The organism is Burkholderia cenocepacia (assembly GCF_014211915.1).
Taxonomy (GTDB): Bacteria; Pseudomonadota; Gammaproteobacteria; order Burkholderiales; family Burkholderiaceae; genus Burkholderia; species Burkholderia orbicola.
In genome coordinates this window covers 817,931-841,746 of the sequence record NZ_CP060041.1, presented here as the reverse complement: position 1 = coordinate 841,746, position 23,816 = coordinate 817,931, and the positions used below count along the sequence as shown (strand labels likewise).

General features: G+C 68.6%; 23 protein-coding genes and 1 pseudogene. 9 read left to right on the top strand and 15 right to left on the bottom strand.

All coding sequences use genetic code 11. The features are described from left to right. Nucleotides 1-4 precede the first annotated feature (4 nt). A complete protein-coding gene (locus SY91_RS32955; RefSeq protein WP_023475961.1) occupies nucleotides 5-1,156 on the top strand; it encodes a branched-chain amino acid ABC transporter substrate-binding protein in 1,152 nt (383 codons plus the stop codon). A 31-nt stretch (nucleotides 1,157-1,187) separates the two neighbouring features. Here SY91_RS32955 and SY91_RS32950 read toward each other — a convergent pair whose 3' ends face one another. The 5 genes from SY91_RS32950 to SY91_RS32930 form a co-directional block, all read right to left on the bottom strand. Next, complete coding sequence (locus tag SY91_RS32950) at nucleotides 1,188-2,102, bottom strand: hypothetical protein (protein ID WP_006481331.1); 915 nt, start codon at nucleotides 2,100-2,102, stop codon at nucleotides 1,188-1,190. Nucleotides 2,103-2,191: 89 nt separating this feature from the next. After that, the gene (locus SY91_RS32945; RefSeq protein ID WP_006481332.1) at nucleotides 2,192-2,515 is read right to left on the bottom strand and encodes a TfoX/Sxy family protein; all 324 of its coding nucleotides are present in this window, start codon (nucleotides 2,513-2,515) and stop codon (nucleotides 2,192-2,194) included. A gap of 56 nt (nucleotides 2,516-2,571) precedes the next feature. After that, the gene (locus SY91_RS32940) at nucleotides 2,572-4,308 is read right to left on the bottom strand and encodes a site-specific integrase (protein ID WP_023475962.1); all 1,737 of its coding nucleotides are present in this window, start codon (nucleotides 4,306-4,308) and stop codon (nucleotides 2,572-2,574) included. Between the two features lie 186 nt (nucleotides 4,309-4,494). Further along, a complete protein-coding gene (locus tag SY91_RS32935) occupies nucleotides 4,495-4,686 on the bottom strand; it encodes a DUF2964 family protein (protein ID WP_023475963.1) in 192 nt (63 codons plus the stop codon). A 13-nt stretch (nucleotides 4,687-4,699) separates the two neighbouring features. Further along, entirely contained in the window at nucleotides 4,700-5,179 is a 480-nt protein-coding gene (locus tag SY91_RS32930; protein ID WP_011545640.1) for a universal stress protein, read from the bottom strand. Nucleotides 5,180-5,485: 306 nt separating this feature from the next. On the opposite strand from SY91_RS32930, the gene SY91_RS32925 reads away from it, so the two are divergent. Together SY91_RS32925 and SY91_RS32920 are read left to right on the top strand one after the other, a co-directional pair. Next, on the top strand, nucleotides 5,486-6,247 hold the full coding sequence (locus tag SY91_RS32925) for a 2-keto-4-pentenoate hydratase (RefSeq protein WP_006481336.1): 762 nt from the start codon (nucleotides 5,486-5,488) through the stop codon (nucleotides 6,245-6,247). Nucleotides 6,248-6,278: 31 nt separating this feature from the next. Continuing rightward, nucleotides 6,279-7,691, top strand: coding sequence for a hypothetical protein (locus SY91_RS32920; RefSeq protein WP_023475965.1), 1,413 nt, complete (start codon nucleotides 6,279-6,281; stop codon nucleotides 7,689-7,691). A 44-nt stretch (nucleotides 7,692-7,735) separates the two neighbouring features. On the opposite strand, the gene SY91_RS32915 is transcribed toward SY91_RS32920, so the two are convergent. From SY91_RS32915 to SY91_RS32905, 3 genes are all read right to left on the bottom strand, one after another. Next, the gene (locus tag SY91_RS32915) at nucleotides 7,736-8,788 is read right to left on the bottom strand and encodes an AraC family transcriptional regulator (RefSeq protein ID WP_043887417.1); all 1,053 of its coding nucleotides are present in this window, start codon (nucleotides 8,786-8,788) and stop codon (nucleotides 7,736-7,738) included. A 148-nt stretch (nucleotides 8,789-8,936) separates the two neighbouring features. Further along, on the bottom strand, nucleotides 8,937-9,263 hold the full coding sequence (locus SY91_RS32910) for a hypothetical protein (RefSeq protein WP_006481339.1): 327 nt from the start codon (nucleotides 9,261-9,263) through the stop codon (nucleotides 8,937-8,939). Between the two features lie 33 nt (nucleotides 9,264-9,296). Then, on the bottom strand, nucleotides 9,297-10,820 hold the full coding sequence (locus SY91_RS32905; protein ID WP_043887418.1) for a hypothetical protein: 1,524 nt from the start codon (nucleotides 10,818-10,820) through the stop codon (nucleotides 9,297-9,299). A 450-nt stretch (nucleotides 10,821-11,270) separates the two neighbouring features. Here SY91_RS32905 and SY91_RS32900 point away from each other — a divergent pair. Together SY91_RS32900 and SY91_RS32895 are read left to right on the top strand one after the other, a co-directional pair. Further along, nucleotides 11,271-13,438, top strand: a pseudogene (locus SY91_RS32900) (hypothetical protein). 7 nt (nucleotides 13,439-13,445) lie between these two features. Then, complete coding sequence (locus tag SY91_RS32895; protein WP_043887420.1) at nucleotides 13,446-14,153, top strand: DUF3142 domain-containing protein; 708 nt, start codon at nucleotides 13,446-13,448, stop codon at nucleotides 14,151-14,153. A 48-nt stretch (nucleotides 14,154-14,201) separates the two neighbouring features. On the opposite strand, the gene SY91_RS32890 is transcribed toward SY91_RS32895, so the two are convergent. Next, nucleotides 14,202-14,852 (bottom strand): LysE family translocator, encoded by a 651-nt coding sequence (locus SY91_RS32890; RefSeq protein ID WP_006481343.1) that lies wholly within the window; start codon nucleotides 14,850-14,852, stop codon nucleotides 14,202-14,204. A gap of 166 nt (nucleotides 14,853-15,018) precedes the next feature. On the opposite strand from SY91_RS32890, the gene SY91_RS32885 reads away from it, so the two are divergent. Then, the gene (locus SY91_RS32885; RefSeq protein WP_023475970.1) at nucleotides 15,019-15,939 is read left to right on the top strand and encodes a LysR substrate-binding domain-containing protein; all 921 of its coding nucleotides are present in this window, start codon (nucleotides 15,019-15,021) and stop codon (nucleotides 15,937-15,939) included. Nucleotides 15,940-16,036: 97 nt separating this feature from the next. Here SY91_RS32885 and SY91_RS32880 read toward each other — a convergent pair whose 3' ends face one another. Further along, complete coding sequence (locus SY91_RS32880) at nucleotides 16,037-16,873, bottom strand: alpha/beta fold hydrolase (protein WP_006481345.1); 837 nt, start codon at nucleotides 16,871-16,873, stop codon at nucleotides 16,037-16,039. A 142-nt stretch (nucleotides 16,874-17,015) separates the two neighbouring features. Further along, on the bottom strand, nucleotides 17,016-17,849 hold the full coding sequence (locus SY91_RS32875; protein ID WP_006481346.1) for an oxidoreductase: 834 nt from the start codon (nucleotides 17,847-17,849) through the stop codon (nucleotides 17,016-17,018). Nucleotides 17,850-17,943: 94 nt separating this feature from the next. Between SY91_RS32875 and SY91_RS32870 the strand changes: the two genes are divergently transcribed. Then, nucleotides 17,944-18,915 carry an AraC family transcriptional regulator gene (locus SY91_RS32870; protein WP_043887422.1) on the top strand — a complete coding sequence of 324 codons (972 nt, stop codon included), beginning with the start codon at nucleotides 17,944-17,946 and terminating at the stop codon, nucleotides 18,913-18,915. Nucleotides 18,916-18,956: 41 nt separating this feature from the next. Here SY91_RS32870 and SY91_RS32865 read toward each other — a convergent pair whose 3' ends face one another. The 3 genes from SY91_RS32865 to SY91_RS32855 are packed head-to-tail and all read right to left on the bottom strand — an operon-like array spanning nucleotide 18,957 to nucleotide 20,703. Further along, nucleotides 18,957-19,088 carry a hypothetical protein gene (locus SY91_RS32865; RefSeq protein ID WP_023475972.1) on the bottom strand — a complete coding sequence of 44 codons (132 nt, stop codon included), beginning with the start codon at nucleotides 19,086-19,088 and terminating at the stop codon, nucleotides 18,957-18,959. A gap of 47 nt (nucleotides 19,089-19,135) precedes the next feature. Further along, on the bottom strand, nucleotides 19,136-20,341 hold the full coding sequence (locus SY91_RS32860; RefSeq protein ID WP_023475973.1) for an MFS transporter: 1,206 nt from the start codon (nucleotides 20,339-20,341) through the stop codon (nucleotides 19,136-19,138). Further along, the gene (locus SY91_RS32855; RefSeq protein ID WP_006481349.1) at nucleotides 20,338-20,703 is read right to left on the bottom strand and encodes a RidA family protein; all 366 of its coding nucleotides are present in this window, start codon (nucleotides 20,701-20,703) and stop codon (nucleotides 20,338-20,340) included. Before SY91_RS32855 ends, SY91_RS32860 begins: the two co-directional genes overlap by 4 nt. 134 nt (nucleotides 20,704-20,837) lie before the next feature. On the opposite strand from SY91_RS32855, the gene SY91_RS32850 reads away from it, so the two are divergent. Further along, nucleotides 20,838-21,656: a TrmB family transcriptional regulator gene (locus tag SY91_RS32850; RefSeq protein ID WP_006481350.1), complete on the top strand. Its 819-nt coding sequence runs from the start codon at nucleotides 20,838-20,840 to the stop codon at nucleotides 21,654-21,656. 16 nt (nucleotides 21,657-21,672) lie between these two features. After that, entirely contained in the window at nucleotides 21,673-22,533 is an 861-nt protein-coding gene (locus SY91_RS32845; RefSeq protein WP_023475975.1) for a PhzF family phenazine biosynthesis protein, read from the top strand. 27 nt (nucleotides 22,534-22,560) lie between these two features. Here the strand turns inward: SY91_RS32845 and SY91_RS32840 are convergent, their stop codons facing one another. Beyond that, on the bottom strand, nucleotides 22,561-23,724 hold the full coding sequence (locus tag SY91_RS32840) for an aldose epimerase family protein (protein ID WP_043887423.1): 1,164 nt from the start codon (nucleotides 23,722-23,724) through the stop codon (nucleotides 22,561-22,563). Nucleotides 23,725-23,816 lie beyond the last annotated feature (92 nt).

The window sequence follows — 23,816 nt, the reverse complement described above, 5'->3', positions numbered from 1 at the left end:
CATCATGAATCGTCGTTACTGGCTGGCTTGGCTGGCCGTCTGCTCGATCGGCACGGTCGCGGCGGCCGCGCAGGCCGCGGACCCGGAAACCGTCAGGATCGGCTTCGCCGGCCCGCTGACGGGGCCGGTCGCGCGCGTCGGCAAGGATCTGCAATACGGCGCACAGCTCGCCCTCGACGAGGAAAACGCGAAGCATCCGACCGTCGGCGGCAAACCGGTGCGCTTCGTGCTCGACGTACAGGACGACCAGGCCGATCCGCGCATCGCGATCCAGGTCGCGCAGAAGCTCGTCGACGACGGCGTGGTCGGCGTGATCGGCCACTACAACTCCGGCTGCAGCATTCCGGCGTCGGCCGTCTACAAGCAGGCGAACGTCGCGATGATCACGCCCGGCTCGACCAATCCGCAACTGACGATGCAGGGCTTCAGGAACGTGTTCCGCACGATGGGGCACGACGGTGTCGGCGGCGTGGTGGCCGGCCGCTTCGCGGTCGAGCAGCTGAAGGCGAAGCGGATCGGCATCATCGACGATCGCACCGCGTTCGGCCAGGGTCTCGCCGATGCGTTCGAGAAGGGCGTGAAGGACGCGCACGGCAGCATCGTCGGCCGCGAATACACGAACGACAAGGCCGTCGATTTCCGCGGCATCCTGACGACGATGAAGAGCAACAACATCGACCTGCTGTTCTTCGGCGGGCTCGACGAACAGGGCGCGATGCTCGTCAAGCAGATGCGCTCGCTCGGCATCCGCGCGCAACTGTTCGGCGCCGGCGCATTGAAAAGCAACGCGTTCCTGAAGATCGCCGGCAACGCGGGCGAAGGCACGCAGGATCTGGAGCCCGGCCCGGCGCTCGACAAGCTGCCGTCGGCCGTCGCGTTCGCGCAGCGCTACAAGGCGCGCTTCAACCAGGATGTCGAACTGTATGCGCCGTTCGCGTACGACGCCGCGCTCGCGATGATCGCGGCGGTCCGCAAGGCCGACTCGCCCGATCGCGGCAAGATCGTCGCGAGCCTGCCCGGCGTGTCGGTCACCGGCGTGACCGGCAAGATCTCGTTCGACGAGCGCGGCGACCTGGTCAAGCCGCCGTACACGCTGTTCCGCGTCGAACAGGGGCAATGGCGCAGCATTCGCACGGTCGACGGCGCGTCGAACTGATCGACGCCGGGCAGCAGGCGGCAGGCGACGCCTATCGCGCCGTCTGCTGCCGCTGCACCTCCTGCGCTTTCATCTGCAGATACGCGCCGCGCTCCACTTCGTGCAGTTGCTGCGGATACTGCTCGGTCGCGTCGAACCAGCGCGCGAGGCGCTGGTCGACCGGCTTGTCGAGCGTCGCGAGATACGTGTCGATCGCGAGGTAGTAGCGCATCGTGTTGCGCTCCAGCAGCCCGCGCACGCCGCCGACGTACTGCGGCTGCGCGGCCGCGCCGACGTTCGTGAACCCGACCTTGTCGCTGCCGACCGTCGCGAGGTAGGTCTTCATCGCCATCCGGCCGACCGTGCCGAAGCCATACGAATACGTGAGATGCAGGAACGTGCGCGACGCGCCGACCGGCACGGCCTCCAGCGCGATCCGGTAATCCTTCGTACCCATCGGGCCGCTGTCGGCGGTCAGGTCCACCTGGAAATAGTCGGGCGTCGCGGCCGCCACGCGATAGCGGAACTGCACGCGATAGGTGTCCGACAGCTTCTGCTCGATCTTGCGGCCGAGGTTCACGTCGAGCACCGCGCCGTTGCCGCCGCTCGACGCGTGACAGTACTTCGTGTTCAGGTGCAGGATCAGCACCGCGCACCAGTTCGCGGGGCCTTGCGCGGGATCGTTGAGCTGGCCGTTCACGACCGCGAACGGATAATCGACGACCGCATAGATGTCGCCCTTCAGCGACGACGATGCCTCCGACGATTCGAGGACCACCGGCCGGTGAAACGCATTGTCCTTCAGTTGCGCGCCGAGGCTGCGGTAACGGTCGAGCAGCGCGGCCGCGCCGTTCGCGCCCTCCGCGCCGAACGACAGCGCGCTCCAGCCCACGCACAGGGTCGCGACGAGCGCGTGCCAGACGCGGCGCGCATGCCGCGTGCCGCGTGAAGGTCCGGATGTCTCCATGTGTTTACTCCGTGGCGCACGATGGTCGCGCGCATGTGTCACAGAATACGCCTGCCGCTGCGGGCGTGACGTCGCATGCAGCAGGACCGTCATCGGCCGCGCTTCACCGGCAGCGGCAATTGCGCGGCGGTGAGCCGGATCAGCGTCGCGAGCCATTCGCGATCGTCCCAGCGATCGCCGGCGATGACGAGATGCGGCTTCGCGCCCGGATACGGCGGGGCTTCGTCGCACGCGCCGAGATACGCGCGGCCTTCGGGCGTCGGCTTGACGAACAGCCGGTCGTCGCAGACGAGCGCTACCATCCTGCCGTCGCAATAGATACCGTATTCGCCGAACATCTTGCGCGCCGATACCGTACCGGCCGCCGCGATCTGCTCGACGATGAAATCGACCGTGCCCTGGCTCGATGCCATGCGATTCTCCGGGATCGAAACATCGTCTGACCCGCGTCGACGCCGCGCCGTTCAACTCATTTGTCGATACCGAACGCGCTCGACATCTGCCGCGCCCGCTTCACGTCGTCGCCATGCAGATAGATCGACGTCGTCGAGATCGATGCATGCCGCAGGTTGTCGCGCACCGTCGTCAGCTCCGCGCCGCGCGCCAGCGCGTGGGTCGCATGCGTATGCCGCATCCAGTGCGGGCTCGCCTGGCGCAGCTTGTGCGCGAGCGCCGGGTGGTCGGCTTCGACGGCGTCGGCCGTCTGCGCGAAGAAACGCTGCATCACCTTCCACAGCCGCACGCTCGTGATCGCGGTCGCGTCGTCTTCCGCGACGCGCGGAATCAGCGGCGTATCGGGCCGCCAGCGCGCCGGCGTGACCGGCAACCGGCGCGCGACCAGATAGCGATCGAGCGCCGTGCGCGCCAGCGGCGGCAACGCGACGCGGGCCGCCTTGCCGCCCTTGCCGATCACCTTCAGCCACGCGTCGCCGTGCGCATCCGTCTCGATGTCACCGAGCGTCGCGCCGACCAGTTCGCTCGCGCGCAGCCCGGTTGCATAGCCGAAATCGAGAATGAAGCGCAGCCGTTGCGCGGCGGCCGGCGTCCAGCCCGACTGCGGTGCGCCCTTGACCGGGCGCTTGCCGAACTCGAGCCCGTCGGCGATCGTGCGGACCAGCAGCCACTCGCCTTCGGTGAACGCGTGCGACGTGTCGAGCGCGCTCGCGCCGCGCGTGTCGCGTACCTTCACGCCCGCGAACGGATTCGCGAGCACATAGCGCTGCTCGATCAGCCAGCGGAACAGCGCGCCGAGCACCGACAGCGTGTACGCCGCCGACCGCGCGGACAACGCACCGGAGAACGGCCGCCAGTCGGGCGCACCGCGCGGCCGCACGGGCCCGACCCAGCGTTCGTGCGGCGTCGGGCGGCGGATGAACGCGCGATACGCGAGCGCATCCTCGGTGGTCAGCGACGACAGCGCGCGGCCGCGCTCGACGATCGCCCACAGGATCAGCCGCTCGGCCTCCTTGCGGTATGCGCGCCGCGTCGCGGCCGATTCGTGCAGCGACAGCCACGCGTGCACGGCCGCGTAATCGTTGTCCGCGTCGAGCGTGCTGGTCGCGCGCGGCGCGCGGAACGTGCCGGCCGAGCCGTCGACTTCGTGCGGCAGCTTCAGGTGCTCCCACGGCACGATGCTGCCGCGCGGCGTCGCGGCGATCAGCGCGCGCGCCCGTTCGGTCAGGTCCGGATGCGCGGCGAAGAATGCCTCGATGCGCCGCGCGCTGGCCATGCCGAGGCCCGCGATCGCGCGCCACCACTGGCGCCGGCGCGGAATCCGCACCGTCAGGTCGGCGAGCGTCGCGATCCCGTGCGCACGCAGTGCCACGACCGCGCGTGCCGGCAACCACAGGCCGACGTCGTCGCTGATCTGCGGCACCGGCGCGCGCGCATGGCGCAGCAGGCCGATCGCGTCGGCGGCCGCTTTCGCCTCCCGCAAACGCTCACCGTCCGCGTGGCCGAGCCGTTCCGCGAGGTCGGGGCGGCCAACCTGCCGCGCGACGCGCACGAGGCGACGGCGAATCGCGCCGATCACGCCGCGCGCCGACCGCCCGCCGCCGAGCCGGTCGGGCAGGTAACGTTCGACGGCCTGGCGCACGGTCATGCCCGCGTACCACGCACGCAGCGCGGCCAGTTCGTCGGCGTCGGGAAAGCCTGCGGGCGCAGGCGCGGAATCGGAGGAAGGCGGTGAAGCGAGGCGCGGTTTCATGGGCGCCAGTTTGACAGAAGCGCCGAGCGGGCGGCAACGTCGAAGCGGCCGATATCCCCATCGGGCAGGACCGCACGAAGACGCAGGCGACGGCAAGCGACCACGCGCAATCCCGGCGGCGCAACGGTTGTCGCCGATCGTCGCGAAACCGACGCCCGACGTGCGCCGCCGCCTCGCCCGACCGCGTCACTCCTCGCCTTTCGGCCCCGGGTTCAGCATCACGACGAAGCCGGCGACGCCGACGATCAACGCGATGGTGCCGCCGCGCAGCGCCGTCGCGGCATCGAACAGCAGGCCCGTCACGACGGCCATCATCCCGGCGAGCGACACGAACACGGCGAGCGCCGCGACGACGATGCGGTACTGGCGGCGTATCATCGCGCGCACCGCGTCATGCCGCGGCCGCGGCGGCCGACTCGTCGGCATCGTCGCCGCGAATCAGCAGCACCGGGCACTTCGAGCCGCGCACGAAACGCTCGGCGACGCTGCCGAGCAGCACGCGCCGGATGCCGCGCCGCCCGTGCGTGCCGACCACCGCGAGATCGATCCCGCGCTCCTTCACGTAGCGTTGCAGGCGTTCCGCGATGTCCTCGCCGATGCTCTCGGTCTCGACGAGTTCGGCTTCGCCCTTCGCGCCGGCCAGCGCGATGATCTGTTCGGCTTCGCGCAGCACCTTGCGCCCGTCGTCGCGAATTTCCTCGACGAGCGCGTGCGGATCGAGACGGCCGGCGTACGTGAACAGCACCGACTTGTCGACCACATACACGACGCTGACGTGCGTATCGCCCGCCAGCGCCACCTTCACGGCTTCGGCAAGCGCCTGTTTCGACGAAGCGCTGCCGTCGACCGCCACCATGATCTTCTCGTACATGCGAACCTCGCTGGGGTGAGTTTTTGCATGGCAGCGCGCTTTGTTGTGCGCGGCCATGCCTCTATCATCGGCCGGCGGCGGGTTCGGATATTGATAGCGATCAAGCCCGGTGGCGGCCGCGCGTGCGGCAAAACGGCGCGACGGGAAGGGGGGAGCTTTGCGTTTTCGGCACGGCCGCGAGCCGGGCCGGCAATGCGGGCGCCGAGGCCCTTTCGAGCGGCCATCGCGCCGAAGGCGCTATCATCGACCATGCGACTTTCGTCCGGCCCTTTTTTGCCGGCCCCACTTTCAATTCGCTCAACCGACATGACAACGACTACCGAACGCGTGGACGGCGCCGCCCAGCATCTCGTCGCCGCCCGCCATGCCGGCTCGCCCGGCCCGCTGTTGCCCGATGCACTGCGCCCCGACGACATCGAAACCGCGCTCGCGATCCAGCAGCGCGTCGCCGACCTGCTCGGCGAACCCGTCGGCGGCTGGAAATGCGCGCTGCCGCCGCCCGATCGCGTGATCCTCGCGCCGATCTTCGCGTCGACGATCCGCGAAGCCGATGCGCCGTACCGCGTCGTCGGCGGGCCGATCGTGCGCATCGAACCGGAAATCGCGTTCGTGCTCGATCGTGACCTGCCGGCACGCGAGCAGCCGTATGACGAAGGCGACGTGCGCGCCGCGATCCGCGAGGTGCGCATCGTGCTCGAAGTCCTCGGCTGCCGCTATGCGGAGCCGGCGCGCGCGTCGAAGTTCGAGCTGCTGGCCGACGGGCAATTCAACCAGGGGCTGTGCGTCGGCCCGGTCGTGCCCGACGGATTGAACGTGCCGCTCGAGACGCTGGCGCTATCGTTCGAAGGCGCGCTGAACCGCACGATCGACGGCCGCCATCCGGACGGCGATCCGCTCAAGCCGCTGGTGTGGCTCGTCAATTACCTCGCGTCGCGCGGCGATGCGGTGCGCGCCGGCCAGATCGTGACGACGGGCTCGTACGCGGGCGCGATCGAGGTGCCACTCGGCGACGTGCTGACGGTGCGCTTCGGCGAACTCGGCAGCCTGTCGGTGACGTTGACGGCGTAACGGTCCACGTCTCTTTCCCGCCCAATTCGCCATGTCGCTGACACCGCTTCCCGCCCTGCTCGACACCACCCTGCGCACCGTCGCGCGCCGTTACCGGTTGCCGCCGCTCGAGCGTGCGTCGTCGCTGACCGACGCGACGCACCCGGCCACCGCGCTGGCGATCGTGATCGAGGAAGCGCGCAGGATGCGGGCGGACGGCCAGACGCCCGACGCGGATTTGCGGCAGCGCTTCATCGATGCGCTCGCGCGGATGATCCGCGACGCGATGGACCCGTCATCCGGCGATCCGTCGTTTCAGGCATCGGTGCTGCGCCACGATGCGCCGAACGTGCGCGAATACGCATCGTTGTCCGCGCACGCGGAGCAGGACCGGCGTGCGCTCTACTCGGCCGTCAACGCGATCGCGCATCCGGCCAAGCTCGAGCGCAGCGCACTGGCATGGCAACGCGACGGGCTCGCACGCCTGCATGCGGCCGCGACCGCGGCGGCGTGGGCCGAGCTGCATGCGGCGCTCGCGCACCTGCTCGCGCTGCCCGAGATGGCGACCGACGCGGCGTTCGAGCAGGACATCGTCAGGCTCAAGGACAGCCCGGCGCTCGAACGCATGCTGCGGCTCGATGCGCTGGCCGCGGACGAGGACGTCCGTCGCTACCGCGCGCTGTGGGTCCGTCAGGGGCCGCTCGTCGGCAGCACGGTCGCCGTCGCGCAGGGCGCCGCGTCCCAGCAGCGCGGCGCGGCCGTCGAGGCGCTGGCGGCCCAGGCGCTCGACGCACTGGCGCACAGGCTCGACGCGGTGGACGCGCAACGCACTTATCGCGTGGTCACGTCGATGCGCGTGCCTTCGTCGATCCCGGGCCGGCACGATCGCGCGAAAACCGAATGGGATGCGATCCTGCTCGAACGCGCGCGCGGCAGCGACCCGGCGTCCGCGTGGAACGTGCGCTTCCTGGTCGAAGCGAAGGCCTCCGCGGACGCGGCGACGACCGATCTGCCGCGGCTGCTGCGCGGCCTGAACCTGCTCGCGCAGGCCGCGCCCGACACGGTCTATGCATTCGAGACGCATCAGGGCACGGTGCACGTGCATGGCGCATCGCTGCACGCATTGACGACCGACGAAGCGGCGCTGCCACGCGAAGTGCTGTATTGCTGCGACGCGTCCGCGGACACGACGCCGCGCCTGCTGGGCGCCGCAAGCCGGATGCAGTTGCTGTCCGCACAGGCGAGCCTCGAATACGCGAGCGCGCTCGCGCAACGGCCGGATGCCGATCCGGACGGCCTCGGCGTCATCTGGCACGCGCTGTTGACCCTGCCGCAATGGCAAGCCGTGCTGCATCAGTACCCGTCGTTGCGGCAGGTGCGCGAACTGATGGTGGCCATCGACGACTTGCGCGCCGCGCTCGACGAGATGGACGATGGAGGCATCGCCAGCAGCGTCTGTGCGTGATGCGCTAGCGCGCGTTCACCGCGCGATGCTCACGCGCGGCCCGCTCAGTTGGTGAGCACCCCGAACGGCAGCGTCCATCCCGCCAGCCGGCCGCCGTCGCCCCAGCGCGCATCGGCCGCACCGCACGGCAGCAGGATCGGCGCGGCCGCGCACTCGCGCGTCTCCTTCGGCGTGTGGCCGAATTCCGCCTTGAACAACCGGTGAAAATATTTCTCGTCGGGAAAGCCGTGCGCCCACGCGATTTCCGCGATGCGCTGATGCCGGCGCTGCGGATCGCCGAGCACGTGATACGCGTGACGCAAGCGCCGCCGCGTGATCTGCCGCATCACGCCGCCCTCTTCCTTGAACAACTGATAGAGCCGCGCCCGCGACACGCCGATGTCGCGGCAGATCCGTTCGGGCGTGAGGTCCGGCTCCAGCAAATGCAGGTCGATGTAGCGACGCACGCGATCGACCAGCGCATGGTCGATCGGGCCGCGCGCGTCGTTCAACGCCTGCGCGCTCGGCGACACCGCCGCGGCCAGCAGCAACAGCATCGATTGAACGATGCTCGGCACGTCCTGCATGCGCAGGTTCGGCAGGTTCCGGAACAGCGACAGCATCTGGTCGGCGACCAGCCGGCCCACGCCGCTCGTCAGCGTCTGGCCGTGCGCCTGGGCTGCATGGGGCGGCAGCAGATAGCGGGGTACGACGAGGCTGATCACGTCGCCGGCCTCGACCTTGCAGTCGTTGATCTGCGCGACGTCGTAGACGAACAGGTCGCCGGCGCCCTTGATCAATTCTGGCCCGCCGGTATGGCTCGCCAGCCGCCCGCCGAGCAGCAGCGTGAAGCGGATCGAATCCTGTCCGTCGAGCCGGATTCGCCGCGGCGTGCGGCGCACCGTATAGGTCGGCGCGCGCGAGTGCCAGTGCCGGCCGGACAAGATCAGCGGGCCGAGCGCCGCGCCGGTTGCTTCCGCGTCGCACGGGCCGTGGCCGCCGTCGTCGTCGAGCCGGTAGTCGCACAGCATGTCCTTGACCCAGACGTGGAACCGGTCCGGCTCGGGATAGTCGGTCGTGCGGAACCTGAAAACAGGGACAAATGCGGCTTGATCCATGACAGTTTTTTTATCGAACCGGCGGGTCAGGAAGAAACGGTTCGTCAATTATCGGACCAAACTGCGTCGGCGCAAGGCCCACGCGGTGCATCGTCCCCCTAAGCGATCGACCAACGCCCGACGCCGGGCGTGGTCGTCATCGCGGCCATCACCGTTGCGGATGGCATTCCCAGTTGTTGTACGTCGGCCGATCGATCGGCGTGAGCCCTGGAATCATAAACACCGTACAGCCGAAACGCCGCCCCTTGCCGGTCGTCGCGTCGTAACTCACCTTCTGGCCGCCCAGCCCGTCCTTCTTCCCGTACTGGACGTTGGCGATCGTGATCTCGTCCGACGACGCGAGCCCGAGCGTCTTCGCGGTCGACGTCTGGACGTCGACCATGTTCATCTGCGTCGAGCCGCACGCGGCGAGCACGAGGCCGGCGACGGTGACGGCCAGCGCGGTCCGGGCGGTGCAATACAAGGTTTGCTTCATGGTTTCTCCTTCGATTTCCCCAATACGAGGCGCTTACGTGCCCGGCGTATAAAAACTGGCCTGGATCTGGCTGCCGATCGTCGCGACATACGATTGCCAGAGCAGCGCCATCGCCCCCGTCGCGTTGACGGCCAGCGCGGGCCACGACGCGCTCTGCGGCGCCACCGTCGACGCGCTCCACGCGCCCTTCCGGTAGCTGGCGGCGATCACCGCCGAGCCGCCCGGCAAGCCCGTGTCCTGCCATGCGGCCGTCACGCTGCCGCCCGCATCGACCACGAGCGGCGGGTACTGGTTGGCCGCGCCGTTCAGGTGCTCCGTCAGCCGCTGCAACGGCCCCCAGTTGCCGCTGGCATCGGACACGCTCACCTGCAGCGCCGCGCCGCCTTCCGCCCACATCGCGGCGGCCACGCCGTTTTCGTTGACGGCCAGCATCGGCGTCGCGATGAAACCGGTCGACTCGACGATCGCGGGCGCGACTGGTTGCGACGGCTGCCACCCGGTGCCGGACACGTAGCGTTGCGACATCGTGGTGGTAGTGATGTGCCCGCCCGTCACGTCGAGCTGCCCCCAGAGCAGCGTAATGTTGCCCTTCGCGTCCATGCCGGCCACCGGCGAGATGATCGTCGTGAACAGGCTCGTGTTCGACACGGCCTGGTTGACGTCGGTCCAGCCGTTGGCGGCGTCGTAGGTGGCCGTCCACAGCGCCGAGTGCGTATGGTTGGTCTGCCGCCACGCGAGCACGGCCCGGCCGGACGACAGCACCGAGATCATCGGCCCCACGTTGTCGGTGTTGCCGGTCACCGCGCCCGGCCCGGTTTGCACCGGCATCTGGATCAGCGCCGTCGGCGACCACTGGCCGGCCTGCGTGTAGCGCGTCCATGCGATACGCGTGTCGAGCAGGCTGATCGACTGGGTCCACGCGACGAGCGCATTGCCCTGGCCGTCGATCCCGGCCGAATAGGTCGACCCCGTCACGTCCGGCGCGACTTCGAACGCCGTGCCCCAGCCGCCGGCCGGGCTGTACGGGCGCGCCCACAGCGCATACGTGTTCGGGCCCGGCATCCATTCGGTCCAGAACGCGACGGCCTGCCCGCTCGCGTTGCCGACCACACGCGACGGGCTCGAACTCGTCGTGTTCATCGAATGCGAGCCGTCGCCCGTGTCGAGCCGCGTCGCGGTGCTCCAGCCCGAACCTGCGGCATAGCGCGCGCCCCACATCTCGTTGCCGTTCGCGCCGGTCGGGCCGTTGGTCATCCAGGTGGCGAGCGCATTGCCGCTCGCGTCGATCGTCACGCTGGGAGCGCCCTCCGGCCCCTTGCCGTCGACCGCGGCGGCGGTCGACCAGCCGGCCTGCGGCTGCGCGGTGCCGCCGCCGGTCGGGCTGCCGTTCGACCCGCCGCTCGTTCCGCCCCCGGGCGACGTCGAGCCGGACGGCGAACCGGGATTCGTCGGCGTCGACGACGATGACGACGCGCCGCCGTTCGGCGCGACATCGTCGCCGCCGCATGCGGTCAGCGCGAGCGCGGCCGCCATGACCATCCATGTAATGGGTTTCATCGGAATCCTCTTGTTTTCATTGTCCGGCGCACTCTCGTCTGCCGTTGGCCGACACGACGTATCGTGTCGCCCTTAAAATTGTTAAGTAATGCTACTGAACAGGCATGGAAAACGGCATCCGTTCGCCTCCCTCTCATGATCGATTCCGTCGCGCGGATCGATGCGAACGCCGCTTTCGGCAGACCTCCCCCGTCGTGCAGTGCGGCCCCCGTCAGGTCGTCTATCGTCGGACGTCCGCCGCTGCCGGCTGCATCTTAATTCAAGCGATCCGGATTCAAGGTGGCGTTGCGTCCACACTGAGTGGATTTCCGTTTCGCGGGGCCGGCCCGCGGCGCGGCTGGCGGCCCTGCGCACCGCCGGCCGTCACGCCCCGTGAGGTACGATACGCGCCGGGGCAAAACACCCCCTGAGAGAACCGGCCGTCGCGGCCCCCTACCCGGCACAAGAAAAATGCGAAGAAACCCGACGCTGAACCGAAACCTGTTCGCCGCGCTGGCGGCCAGCCTGCTCTGGACGTCCGCCGCCCACGCCAGCGGAGACGACGGCTGCTACGTGCCGAACACGCTCCGGCAGACCTCCTACTCGTGCGGCAACGTGCCGATGCTGACGCCCGCCAACGACACGCGCATCAACGCGATGCTGATGATGGTCGACAGTGCCAAGGTCGCGCAGGTGTTTCCGGACCCGAAGACCATCCCGGCGAAAGACCGGATCAACCAGATCGTCGTGCCGTTCCCGATGGATTTCTCCGGATGGATCTACATCGGCCAGAAGGAGCCCGACAAGAGCGGCGGCGCAGCGGATGCCGATGCGTCGTCGAACCGGTATGCCGACGGCGAAGGCAGCATCTGCCGCAGCATGAGCGCGGGCGCGGACGCGTTCAACGACGCGCTGGGGGCGCCGGCGGCCTGCCCGCCGACGAAGCCGCGCGCCTGCGCGCGGCGCGCGCCGACATCGCGCAGAAGACCTGTGCCGCGGGCAGCGCGAGCGCCGCGTGGACGAAGCCGCCGGTCAAGTCGCCGCTCGGCCAGCAGTTCGCCGCGTACCTCGACGGCACGAACGCGTTCTACCGCGCCGACTTCCTCACCGCGACCCGCGCGTTCGCGAACGCATCGCACAGCGCGGACCCGTGGCTGAAGGAAACCGGCCTCTACATGGCCGGCCGCGCGCAGTTGAACGCCGCGCAGGCCAACGTATTCGACAACGACAGCCCGACGCCGACGCGCGCACGCGTGACGAAAGTGTCGCTCGACGCGGCGAACACGGTGTTCCGGACCTACCTGAAGGTGTATCCGAAGGGACGCTATGCGGTGTCCGCGAGCGGGCTGCTGCGACGGGTCGCGTGGCTCGGCGGGAACGTCACGCAGCAGGCCGACCTGTACGGCCATGCGCTCGCGCGCTGGTCGCCGGCGACGTCGAACGTGCCGCTGATGCAACTGGCGAACGAACTCGACAGCAAGCTGCTGTTCGGCTCCGAATTCGACGCCAGCCAGATCCAGTCGCCGACCGTGCTCGCCACCGTCGACCTGCTGCGCATGCGCGCGTCGGACAGCAGCGATGCGAACCGCAAGCCGATGACGCTGGACGAGCTGCAGGCGCAGAAGCCGCGCTTCGCGAACGCGCCAGCGCTGTACGACTACCTGCTCGCGACCTGGTACGTGCAGATCGGGCACAAGCCGGACGCCGCCCTCGACCTGCTGCCGCAAACGCCCGCTGCGCCACTCGACTACTTCGGGCTGAGCCAGCAGGCGCTGCGCGGGTTCGCGCTGGAGGACAGCGGCCAGAACGACAAGGCCCGCCAGCTGTGGCGCGACCTGATCCCGCTCGCGACGTTCCGCTTCCAGCGCGAAATGCTGGAACTCGCGCTCGCGATCAACCTGGAGCAGGCCGGGCTCGTCAACGACGCGTTCGCCGACGATTCGCTCGTACGGAACGTCGCGATCCGCGCGGTGTTGCTGCAGCGCGCGGCCAATGCCGAGCTGCTGCGCGCGCAGGCGCAGAATCAGGCGACGAGCGGCGCGCTGCGCGATACCGCGCTGTACACGCTGCTGTACAAGGAGCTCACGCGTTCGCACTACGCGGATTTCATCGCCGATACCGCACTGGTGCCCGGCGCGCCCGCCGATCCGTTGAAGCCGTTCGTCGCAGCCGCCGCGAAAAACGAGGACGGCTACACGTGCCTGTCGGCGCGCGACATCGCCGCGACGCTGCAGCAGAATCCCGCCGACCCGAAAGGGCTCAACTGCCTCGCCGATTTCGTGCGCCTTCATCCGCCCGCGTACGGCCTCGAAACCGATCCGGTGCCGTCGTGGGTCCGCAACGCGTCGAGCACGGCCGCCACGCGCGTGCCGCCGACGCTCGGCGCGGCGCCGTCGCAGTTCGCGGGCAAGCCGTACGAACGGATGTCGAGCTACGTGACGGTGATGGCCGATACGCAGGCGAACCCGAACGACCGCGCGTACGCGTTCTATCGCGCGATCAAGTGCTACGCGCCGGGCGGCTCCAACGAATGCGGCGGCAAGGAGGTGCCGAAGAGCACGCGCAAGCGCTGGTTCGACACGCTGAAGACCGTCTATCCGGGCAGCCCGTGGGCGCAGAAGCTCCGCTACTACTGGTAAGCACCGCATGAAGCGCATCGCGTGCGTCGCGCTGCTGCTGGCCGCGCGCGTCGCGCTGGGCGGCACCGTCGACGCCGCGCGGTACGACGCATTCTGGCTCTGGGCCGGCGTGAAGCCGCAGGCGGTCGTGCACGGTGCGCGCCTCGTCTACGTGCTGCAAGGGCAGATCGAAGCGTCGCCGCGGGACGAGTCGCAGGTGCGCGTGATCGCGCAGGGCGTCGCGCTGCCGCCCGCGCCCGACGCGCGCGTGTGGCTCGTCTATCGTGCGCATACGCTGCGCTGGACGCCGCGCGTCACGCAGATCATGCTCGCGCAGCTCGCGCGCTGGCGTGCATCGGGCCGCACGATCGCCGGCATCCAGATCGATTTCGATGCAGGCACGCGCCACCTGCAGGATTACCTCGGATTCCTGCGCACGCTGCGCGAAACCTTGCCCGCCGATTGCCGGCTCAGCATCACGGGGCTGCTCGACTGGAGCAGCCGCATCGATACCGACCAGGTCAACGCGCTCAAGGGCATCGTCGACGAGGTGGTCGTGCAGACCTACCAGGGCCGCCGGACAATCCCCGACTACGCGGCCTACCTGCCGCGCGTCGCGCGGCTGCAATTACCGTTTCGCATCGGCGTGATCCAGGGCGGCGAGTGGGACGCGCCGCCGTATCTCGCGTCGAATCCGTGGTTCCGCGGCTACGTCGTGTTCCTGCGCAACGATTAGCGGGCGCCAACGCGGCGCCAGCGACGCGTAACGCCCATCGCCGACACGCTACGCGACGCCCGCGATCGTGCCGCCGAGCCCGGCGAGCGCAATCGCGAGCAGCGCAAGCGCCGACGACGCCGAGATCCACCGCTGCTTCCGATGAATCGCCGGATGGTTGATCGCGGCCATGTAGCCGGTCATGATCGTGAAATCGACCGCGATCCACAACGCGGCGAGGATCGCGAGGCTCACGCGCGAATCGGGCGTGATGCCGACGAACTGCGGAAAGAACGCGACGAAGAACAGCAGATCCTTCGGATTCGCGATGCCGACGAGGAAGCCGCGCACGACGCCGGGCAACCCGCGCGGCCGTGACGCCGGTTCGCCCGCCGCCGTGCCATCGCCACTGCGCCCGCGACCGGCGCGCCATTCGCCGACCAGCGTCCGGATCGCGAGCACCGCGATGAACAGGCAACCCGCGACGTGCAGCCCCACAAGCAGGCGAGCGCTGACCATCACGACGCCGAACACCATCAGCATCGCGCCCGCGATCAGCACGAGGCTCGCGGCATTCGCACCCACCGCGGTCAGCACGCCCTGACGGAACCCGCGCCGCGCAACCGTGCCCGTGACGAGCATGACGACCGGGCCGGGCGTCGCGATGAGCAGCACGATCGCGGCCAGATAGGCAAACAGCAGCGGATAATGGAGTGTCATGACAAAAAGTTGTTCGATGAGTCGACAGGCGTGCCCGTCACGGTGGCATCATGGGGGCCACGATGTGGCGGAAAACATGGTGACGAGCAGTATCACGCGCCCGGCCTGTCGATCGAAAACGGAAAATCCTGCCTGATGACATGAGTCTTGTTCATACTCGAAACCGATGAAGGCCAAACCGCTTCCCCCCGTCTATGCGCTGCGCGCGTTCGAGAGCGCCGCGCGCAACGGCTCGTTCACGCTGGCCGCCGAGGAACTGAGCCTGACGCAAAGCGCGGTCAGCAAGCACGTGAAGACACTGGAGGCCTACTTCGGCCGGAAGCTGTTCGTCCGGCACGGGCCCAGGATGACCGTGACGGCGGAAGCCCACATCTTCGCGGCCGGGCTCAGGCGCGGGTTCCGGCAGGTCGAGGAAGCATGCATGCTGTTCCGCACGCAGCGCGACGTGCTGCGGCTCAAGGCGCCGTCCACGCTGACGATGCGCTGGCTGCTCGACGCGCTGGCCGCGTTTCGCGGCACGCGGCCGGCGTTCGAGGTACAGATCGCGAGCGTGTGGATGGATGTCGACACCGTCGATTTTTTCAGCGAATCCTACGATTGCGCGATCCTGCTCGGTACAGGCAAGTTCGGCGAAAGCACGCATTGCGTGAAGCTGTTCGACGAATGGCTGATTCCGGTGTGCTCGCGGGCCACCGCCGCAGTCGCGCGCGCGAATCCCGCCGCGTGCGAGCTGATCCACCCGTCACCCGACCGGCGCGACTGGCGCCGCTGGCTCAACGGCAGCGGTCACGACCTGAATGTGGACATCACGCGCGGGCAGGTGTTCGACATGCTCGAACAGGGCATCGCGGCGGCCATCGCCGGCCACGGGATGTCGATCGGCGACCTCGCGCTGTGCGCGACGGCGATCGACGAGAAGCAGCTCGTGCTGCCGTTCAAGACGGCCGTGAGCACTGGCGATGCGTACTACCTCGTATGGCCGGAAGATTCCGCCAAGGCCGCGCAGGTACGCGAGTTGCACGCGTTCCTGGCCGGCCGGATGCCGCGTCTCGCGCATCCGGGCGTTCGCTTCGTCGATTTGGGGTGAAGCAGCTCGGCGGGCGATCCGTCCTTTTCCACGCGCGGCCGGATCGCCTGCCTTCGATCATGGCGCCGCCCGCCGCGGCGGGCCGGCGCCGACACCGTCAGCCCCGCACGAACGCGAGCAGGTCGGCGTTGAGCACGTCGGCATTGACCGTCAGCATCCCGTGCGAATAGCCCGGGTACGTTTTCAGCGTGCCGTTCTTCAGCAGCTTGACCGATTTCAGCGCGGCATCCGCGATCGGTACGATCTGATCGTCTTCGCCATGCAGCACGAGCGTCGGGACGGAGATCGACTTCAAGTCCTCGGTCTGGTCCGTTTCCGAAAACGCCTTGATGCCGTCGTAATGCGCCTTCGCGCTGCCTTCCATCCCCTGCCGCCACCAGTTGCGGATCACGCCCTGGTGCACGGTCGCACCTTCGCGATTGAAGCCGTAGAACGGGCCGCTCGGCACGTCGAGGAAGAACTGCGCGCGATTGTCGGCGAGCGCCTTGCGGAAGCCGTCGAACACCTCGAGCGGCAAGCCTTCGGGGTTCGAATCGGTTTTCAGCATCAGCGGCGGCACCGCGCTGACCAGCACGGCCTTCGCGACGCGGCCGGCCGGCTCGCCGTGCTTCGCGACGTAGCGCGCCACTTCGCCGCCGCCGGTCGAGTGACCGATATGCACCGCATTGCGCAGGTCGAGCGCTTCGACGACCGCGAACGCGTCGGCGGCGTAATGATCCATGTCGTGGCCGTCCCAGACCTGCGCCGAACGCCCATGGCCGCGCCGGTCGTGCGCGACCACGCGATAGCCGTGCTGGACGAAGAACAGCAGTTGCGCATCCCAGTCGTCGCTGGACAGCGGCCAGCCGTGGTGGAACACGATGGGCTGCGCGTCTTTCGGACCCCAATCCTTGTAGAAAATCTCGACGTTGTCCTTCGTGGTGACGTATGGCATCGCGGTACTCCTGTGAGGTGGATGAACGTGGCGAACGGGCCGCTGCCATTATCGGCTTTATTGTGAAACCACGACGCCATCGTGCAATGCGATGGCCGATCATCCACCGGCAGGAAACGAACGACGCCGCGCGCGTCAGCCGTCAGCCGTCCGTCGACACCGTCACGGCCTCCCATGCGCGGATTTCGTCGTCCAGCGCCGCCAGCTTGTTCCGCACGAGCCGCAGCGCGTCGCTGCCGAGCAGCAGATGCGCGGGCGGATGGTCCGCCGCGATCACGGCGAGCATCGCCCGCGCGGCCTTCGCGGGGTCGCCCGGCTGCTTGCCGCTTTTCTCCTCCCGCGCGCGGCGGATCGGATCGAACAACGCATCGTAGTCGGCGATCGAGCGCGGCGTGCGCGCCATCGAGCGGCCGGCCCAGTCGGTGCGGAACGAACCCGGCGCGACGGCCGTCACCGCGATGCCGAACGGTTCGAGCTCCTTGCCGAGCGTCTCGGAAATGCCCTCCAGCGCGAACTTGCTGCCGCAGTAGTACGCGATGCCCGGCATCGTGATGTGCCCGCCCATCGACGTGATGTTCAGGATGCGGCCGCGCCGGCGTTCGCGCATGAACGGCACGACGGCCTTCATCATCGCGACCGCGCCGAACACGTTCACGTCGAACTGCCGGCGCATCTCGTCGAGCGGCGCCTCCTCCATGATCCCTTCGTGCCCGTAACCCGCGTTGTTCACCAGCACGTCGACGGGCCCGACGTTCGCCTCGATGTCGGCGACGACGCCGTCGATGCGCTCGAACTCGGTCACGTCGAGCACGCGCGCGACGGCCGCCTGCGGGGACAACGCTTCGAAGTCGCGCGCCGCCTGCGCGCCGCGCACCGTACCGACCACCGTGTGACCGGCGGCCAGCGCTTCCTGGGCCAGCGCGCGGCCGAACCCGCTGCTGACGCCGGTGATGAGCATGATGTTGCCGGATGCCATGTGAGCCTCTCCCGAATGTCGATTGGAGCATGCATACTAGTCTGACGAACGACGCCGAATAAGCCCGATTCCACTGATTTTCTTGCACAAAACTATGAGCACTACGCCCGGCTCCAACCGAGCTTCGTTGCTGTCGTCTCGCGACCGGAAGCGCCTCGTGACGCTGCTGCGCACGCTGGCGCCCGACGAGGGCTACAACCTGACCGCGCTGCCGAGCGTGCGCATCCTGCGCTCGAACCGCGCGCTGTCGCGCACGCCGGTGCTGTACGACCCGGGCATCGTGATCGTGTGCCAGGGATCGAAGCGCGGGTACTTCGGCGGCGAGCGCTATTTGTACGACGAGCACCATTACCTGGCCGTCTCCGTGCCCGTGCCGTTCAGCATGGAAACCGACGCGACGCCCGAGCGCCCGCTGCTCGCGCTGTACCTGCACCTCGATTTCACGCTGGCCGCCGAACTCGCCGCGCAGATCGACCGAGCCGGCGTCGCGGAAACCGTGCAGGCGCCGAAGAGCATGATGTCGACGCCGATGGATCAGGCGATGCATGCGTCGGTACTGCGTTTCGTCGAGGCGATGCACCGGCCGCTCGATGCCGCGGTGCTCGGCCCGGCGCTGCTTCGCGAGCTGTATTTCCGCGTGCTGACCGGCGCGCAGGGCAACGCGATGCGCAGCGCACTGGCGATGCGCGGGCAATTCGGCCGGATCGGGCGCTCGTTGCGCGTGATTCATACCGATTACGCACGGCCGCTCGACGTGTCGCAACTGGCCGACGAAGCCGGCATGAGCGTGCCGAGCTTTCACAGTCACTTCAAGGCGATCACGCAGGTGTCGCCGATGCAGTACCTGAAGTCGACGCGCCTGCATCAGGCGCGGCTGTTGATGGTGCGTCAGGACCTGACGGCGGAAGCGGCCGGCTACGCGGTCGGCTATACGAGCCCGTCGCAGTTCAGCCGGGAATTCAAGCGCCTGTTCGGCTTGACGCCGGCGAAGGAAACGCAGCGCATGCGCGCGAGCTTCGCGATTCCGCAGGCGTTCGACGATGCGGTGTTCGTGTCGTCGCATTGACGTCATTGACGTGCGCCGAACCGGGCGCGCGACGCACGCGTTCATCGCGCGGCATCGAGCGCGAGGCCGGCCAGCGACTTCAGGATGAACGCGGTCACGCCCCAGATGTCCTGCGGCTGATCGGCCCAATACCAACCGCCCGCACGTTCGCCGTCCGCGTCTTGCCGCGGCAAATCCGATCCACCAGCGCGGCAAACGGGAACACGACAATTTCCTCGGCTCAACCGGCCGACATCGGTTCGCCCGCGGCACCGACCGTCGCACGGGATGCCCCGATCCACGCGGCCGCCGTCACCGCACCGGCCGCGACGAGCATCATCGCGCCCCACCCGAGCCGTTCGACGAGCATGCCTGCCGCCACGGCGCCGCCCGCACCGGCTGCGTAGTACAGCGTCAGGTACGCGGCGTTCAACGCACCGGCCCGCGCGGGCTGAATCGCCACGACCCGGGCCTGGTTCGCGACCTGCGCGGCAAAACAACCGGCATCGAACACGGCCAGCCCGACGCCCAGCCAGCCCGGATGACCGAGCGCAACACCAAGCAGTAACGTGGCAAGCGCCGCCACGGCGAGTCCGCCGCCGATCACCGCTCGATCGCCGAAGCGATCCGTGAGCTTGCCGGCCACGCGCGTCACGCCGAGGCCGAGCACGCCGGCGAGACTGTATGCGCCGATCTCGGCCGCTCCCAGGTTGTACGGCGGCGCGGCCAGACGGATCGCCAGCCCTACCCACACCAGATTGAACGCGAAGAACCACAGCATGCCGGCGCAGGTGCGGCGCCTCAATGCGGCGCTGTCGCGCAGCAGCCGCGGAATCGCGCCGATCGTGGCAGTGTGGCCGGAACGCCGTTCGGGGCGACCGCCAGGCAACAGCACGCCACTGCCGACAGCCGCCAGCGCCACGCAACCGGCCAAGGCGAGCAGCGCACCGCGCCACCCGCACCATTGCGACAACGCACCGCCGACGAAACGGCTCAGCAGGATGCCGGCGGAAATGCCCGCGGACACCATCCCCATTGCTCCGCCACGCCGCTGCGGCTCCGCATGCTTGCCGACGACCGCGCTGCATTGCGCCGCGACCGTCGTGGCCGCCCCCACCAACAGGAAGCAGGCGTCGAGCGCGAGCGGCGTCGACGACAGCGACGCGCACGCGAGCAACGCCGCGAGCACGCCCATTTGCGCCGAAACGAGCGTGCGCGGACCGAACCGGTCGACCAGCGGAACCAGCAGCGCCAGGCCGGCCAGATAGCCGAGCATCGTCACGGACGCGAGCGTCGCCATCCGCGCGGCTGGCACGCCGAAGCTGCCGGCAATGGCCGACAGCGACGGCTGCAGCGCATAGCCGTTGGCGATCGCGACGCCCGCCGCGAGCGCGAGCATCGCGATCGCGGTGCGGGACAGGAATGCGTGCGGGCCGGCGACCGTCATGCGACGGTCCGGACCGCGATCGCCTCGACCTCGACGCGAATCTCGGGATCGACGAACGGCAACGCATGGACCAGCGAGAACGCCGGCCGGATCTCGCCGTATATCTCGCCATGCGCACGTGCCGCGTCTTCCCAATGGTCGAAGTCGGCGACCACCAGCCGGCTCTGGACGACATCCGACAGCGCGAATCCGCTGTCCGCGAGGACCTTGCCGAGCGTCGCCAACGCATCGCGCGTCTGCGCATACACGTCGTCGCCTTTACCGGCCGTCCCCGACACGTAGATCGTGTTGTCGACGACCACGGCCCGCGAATAGCCCACCTTGGGCTCCCACGGGGAGCCGGTACTGATCCGTTGACGCATCTTGATGATCCTCCTTGGCAAGGTTTGGAAATCTCACTTACTACTTCGGTAGTAAGTGAGATCGATTCTATACTACTCCGGTAGTTAATCAAGCACCGCCGTGATGCTGATCACGGCCATCCGAGTCCACCCACATGAACGAAAACGCGGAACTGATCACGTCCCTGATCCGGCTTGGCTTTACGCAATACGAGGCGCAGGCGTACGCGGCGCTCGTCGGCCAAGCCGCGCTGACGGGGGCGGAAGTCGGCCGGCGCGCCGGCATGCCGCCATCGAAGGTCTACGAGACGCTCGGCCGCCTGGAGGCGCGCGGCGCGGTGCTCGTCAACCGCTCCGAACCGGTCCGCTATGCCGCCGTGCCGCACCGCTCGCTGCTCGAAGAATTGCGCACGCGCTTCAACGCGGATCTCGAACTGGCGGCGGGCGCGCTCGACCGGCTGCCGGTGCGGCAAGAGCCGGGGCTGGTCTGGTCGCTGAGCGGGCGGGAGGCGATCGTCAGCGCCTTCGCGCGCGTGATCGACCACGCGAAAACGGAAATCTTCGCGGGCGTCTGGGACGAAGAGATCGACGATCTCGGGCCGCTGCTCGAAGCGGCCGCGGCGCGCGGCGTCGATACGCACGTGGCGATCTACGGCACGCGCACACTCGACGGGCCGCGTCACTACGACATGGCCAAATGCGGCGCCAGCGCGAGACTTCGGCTCTCCGGAAGGCGGCTGGCCGTCGCGGTCGCGGACGACACCGAGGCAGTGGTCGCGGAATTCGGCGATCAGTCGCCCGACCTGGCGACGCTGACGACCAATCCGGTCATCGCGCTGCTCGCGGTCGAGTACATCAAGGCCGACGTGAGCGGCCGCGTACTGATCGACGCAATGGGTCCGGCGGAATACCGGAAAGTGCTGAAGCATCCCGACATGCAGGCGATGCTTGCGCCGCCCGACAAGCAGGGCTGACCTCGACGAGATATCGATGACCCAATACACCTTTCGCCTGCTGAACGTCTTCGCCGAATCGACGTTCGGCGGCAATCCGCTGTGCGTGTTCGACGATGCGCGCGGCATGGACGACGCGACCATGCAGGCGCTGGCCGTGCAGTTCAATCTGTCGGAGACGACCTTCGTACTGCCGTCCGATCGCGGGCACGCGCGCGTGCGGATCTTCACGCCCGGCTACGAGATGGCTTTCGCGGGCCATCCGACGCTCGGCACCGCGCACGTCGTGCGCGATCTGCTCGAGGCAGGCGATGCGCTGTCGCTCGAATTCAAGGCCGGCGTCGTCGACGTCACCGCGCGCGACGACGTGTGGACCTTCATCGCGCCGCACGCCGGCATGCCGAACACCGCGCCATGCGCGTTGCCCGATGCGCAGGTCGCGGCCCTGCTCGGGCTCGCCGAGGACGATCTGCTCGCGCCGCCGCTGTGGGTCAATACCGGTGCCGACCAGTTGCTGGTCGCGCTCAAGGACCCGGCCGCCGTGCGGCGCGCGCGGCCCGACGGCGCGCGCGTCGACATCTGGCCGCCAAGCAGCCTCGGCCGCAGGACCGCGTACGTATTCGCATTCGACGACGCGCGCCCGGGGACGGTCGTGTCCCGCTACTTCTTCGTGAAGCAAGGCGGCGGCGTGGCGGAAGATCCGGGCACCGGTTCGGCCTGTGCGAACCTGGGCGGCTGGCTGCTTGCGGCCAGTCACGATCTGCCGGCCGCGTTTCGGGTCGAACAGGGCGAAGCCGTCGGCCGGCCCTGCCTGCTGCACTTGTCGGTCGATGCAGCGGGCAAAATCGGCGTCGGCGGGCGCGTGATCGAACTCGGGCGCGGCGCGATCAACGTGTGATCGACGCGCGCCCGCCGACGCCGCCGCTCATCGCGCGCCCACCCGCCACACCGTCACTTCGTGCAGCGTCTCGCCCGGCTTGAGCGCCGTCGACGGGAAGGCCGGATGATTCGGCGAATCGGGAAAATGCTCGGCTTCCAGCGCGAATGCATCGGTTTGCCGGTAGACCGTGCCGCCCTTGCCCGCGACGCTGCCGTTCAACCCGTTGGCCGTATAGAACTGCAGCCCCGGCTGCGTCGTGTACAGCTCGAGGAAACGCCCCGACGCCGGGTCGTAGGCACGCGCGGCGAACGCCGGCGCCGGCTGGCCGCCCTGGTCGAGCACCCAGTTCTGGTCGTAGCCATGCGCGATCGCGAGCTGCGGATACGCATCGCGCAAATGCGCGCCGATCGGCGTCAGCTGGCGCAGGTCCATCGGCGTGCCCGCAACGCTCGCCAGTTGCCCGGTCGGAATCGACGTATCGTCCGTTGGCGTGAAGCGCGATGCGGCGATCTCGATGAGTTGCCGCTCGACGCTGCCGCCCGCCTGCCCGGCCAGATTGAAGTAGCTGTGGTTGGTCAGGTTGACGACCGTATCCTTGTCCGTCGTGGCCCGGTAGTCGATGCGGATCTGGTTGTCGCGGGTCAGCGTATAGGTCACGTCCGTCGTCAACGTGCCGGGGAAGCCGTTCTCGCCGTCGGGGCTCACGTAGCGCAGCGTGACGCCCGAACCGGTCGCGTCGCTGTGCGTGCCGGTGACCGTCCAGACCTTCGCGTCGAAACTGTCGGGGCCGCCGTGCAGCGTGTTCGGCCCGTCGTTGACCGGCAGCTTCCACGTCTTGCCGTCGAGCGCGAAGCGCCCGCCCGCGATGCGGTTCGCATACCGGCCGATCAGCGCGCCGAAATGGATGTTGCCGTTGTGCGCCTCGTAGTCGCGCAGCGAATCGAAGCCGAGCACGATGTCGGCCGCGTGCCCGGTGCGGTCGGGCACGTCGAGCGCGGTCACGATACCGCCGTACGTGATGACTTTCAGCGTCACGCCGCGCCGGTTCGCGAGCGTGTACTGGCTCACCGCCTGCCCGGTCGCGGTCGTCCCGTAATCGGCTCGGCTGATCGAGACTTCGGGCGCCGCCGATGCAACGGCTGCGTGCAGCCCGAACGTTGCGAACACACCTATCGCGAGCATCGGTTGTCGCGGCCAGCGTCGTTTCATGAAGACCTCCCAAGTGATGCGGCCCGTGCCGGTGCGCAAGTTGCGTGCCTGCACGTCGCCGCGTTTGTCATGCCGTGCTCCGCATCCGCATC

Excerpts from the sequence above, each read along its gene's own strand:
- SY91_RS32955 (WP_023475961.1), top strand. The coding sequence starts at position 5 with ATGAATCGTCGTTACTGGCTGGCTTGGCTGGCCGTCTGCTCGATCGGC.
- SY91_RS32950 (WP_006481331.1), bottom strand. The coding sequence starts at position 2,102 with ATGGAGACATCCGGACCTTCACGCGGCACGCGGCATGCGCGCCGCGTC.
- SY91_RS32945 (WP_006481332.1), bottom strand. The coding sequence starts at position 2,515 with ATGGCATCGAGCCAGGGCACGGTCGATTTCATCGTCGAGCAGATCGCG.
- SY91_RS32940 (WP_023475962.1), bottom strand. The coding sequence starts at position 4,308 with ATGAAACCGCGCCTCGCTTCACCGCCTTCCTCCGATTCCGCGCCTGCG.
- SY91_RS32935 (WP_023475963.1), bottom strand. The coding sequence starts at position 4,686 with ATGATACGCCGCCAGTACCGCATCGTCGTCGCGGCGCTCGCCGTGTTC.
- SY91_RS32930 (WP_011545640.1), bottom strand. The coding sequence starts at position 5,179 with ATGTACGAGAAGATCATGGTGGCGGTCGACGGCAGCGCTTCGTCGAAA.
- SY91_RS32925 (WP_006481336.1), top strand. The coding sequence starts at position 5,486 with ATGACAACGACTACCGAACGCGTGGACGGCGCCGCCCAGCATCTCGTC.
- SY91_RS32920 (WP_023475965.1), top strand. The coding sequence starts at position 6,279 with ATGTCGCTGACACCGCTTCCCGCCCTGCTCGACACCACCCTGCGCACC.
- SY91_RS32915 (WP_043887417.1), bottom strand. The coding sequence starts at position 8,788 with ATGGATCAAGCCGCATTTGTCCCTGTTTTCAGGTTCCGCACGACCGAC.
- SY91_RS32910 (WP_006481339.1), bottom strand. The coding sequence starts at position 9,263 with ATGAAGCAAACCTTGTATTGCACCGCCCGGACCGCGCTGGCCGTCACC.
- SY91_RS32905 (WP_043887418.1), bottom strand. The coding sequence starts at position 10,820 with ATGAAACCCATTACATGGATGGTCATGGCGGCCGCGCTCGCGCTGACC.
- SY91_RS32895 (WP_043887420.1), top strand. The coding sequence starts at position 13,446 with ATGAAGCGCATCGCGTGCGTCGCGCTGCTGCTGGCCGCGCGCGTCGCG.
- SY91_RS32890 (WP_006481343.1), bottom strand. The coding sequence starts at position 14,852 with ATGACACTCCATTATCCGCTGCTGTTTGCCTATCTGGCCGCGATCGTG.
- SY91_RS32885 (WP_023475970.1), top strand. The coding sequence starts at position 15,019 with ATGAAGGCCAAACCGCTTCCCCCCGTCTATGCGCTGCGCGCGTTCGAG.
- SY91_RS32880 (WP_006481345.1), bottom strand. The coding sequence starts at position 16,873 with ATGCCATACGTCACCACGAAGGACAACGTCGAGATTTTCTACAAGGAT.
- SY91_RS32875 (WP_006481346.1), bottom strand. The coding sequence starts at position 17,849 with ATGGCATCCGGCAACATCATGCTCATCACCGGCGTCAGCAGCGGGTTC.
- SY91_RS32870 (WP_043887422.1), top strand. The coding sequence starts at position 17,944 with ATGAGCACTACGCCCGGCTCCAACCGAGCTTCGTTGCTGTCGTCTCGC.
- SY91_RS32860 (WP_023475973.1), bottom strand. The coding sequence starts at position 20,341 with ATGACGGTCGCCGGCCCGCACGCATTCCTGTCCCGCACCGCGATCGCG.
- SY91_RS32855 (WP_006481349.1), bottom strand. The coding sequence starts at position 20,703 with ATGCGTCAACGGATCAGTACCGGCTCCCCGTGGGAGCCCAAGGTGGGC.
- SY91_RS32850 (WP_006481350.1), top strand. The coding sequence starts at position 20,838 with ATGAACGAAAACGCGGAACTGATCACGTCCCTGATCCGGCTTGGCTTT.
- SY91_RS32845 (WP_023475975.1), top strand. The coding sequence starts at position 21,673 with ATGACCCAATACACCTTTCGCCTGCTGAACGTCTTCGCCGAATCGACG.
- SY91_RS32840 (WP_043887423.1), bottom strand. The coding sequence starts at position 23,724 with ATGAAACGACGCTGGCCGCGACAACCGATGCTCGCGATAGGTGTGTTC.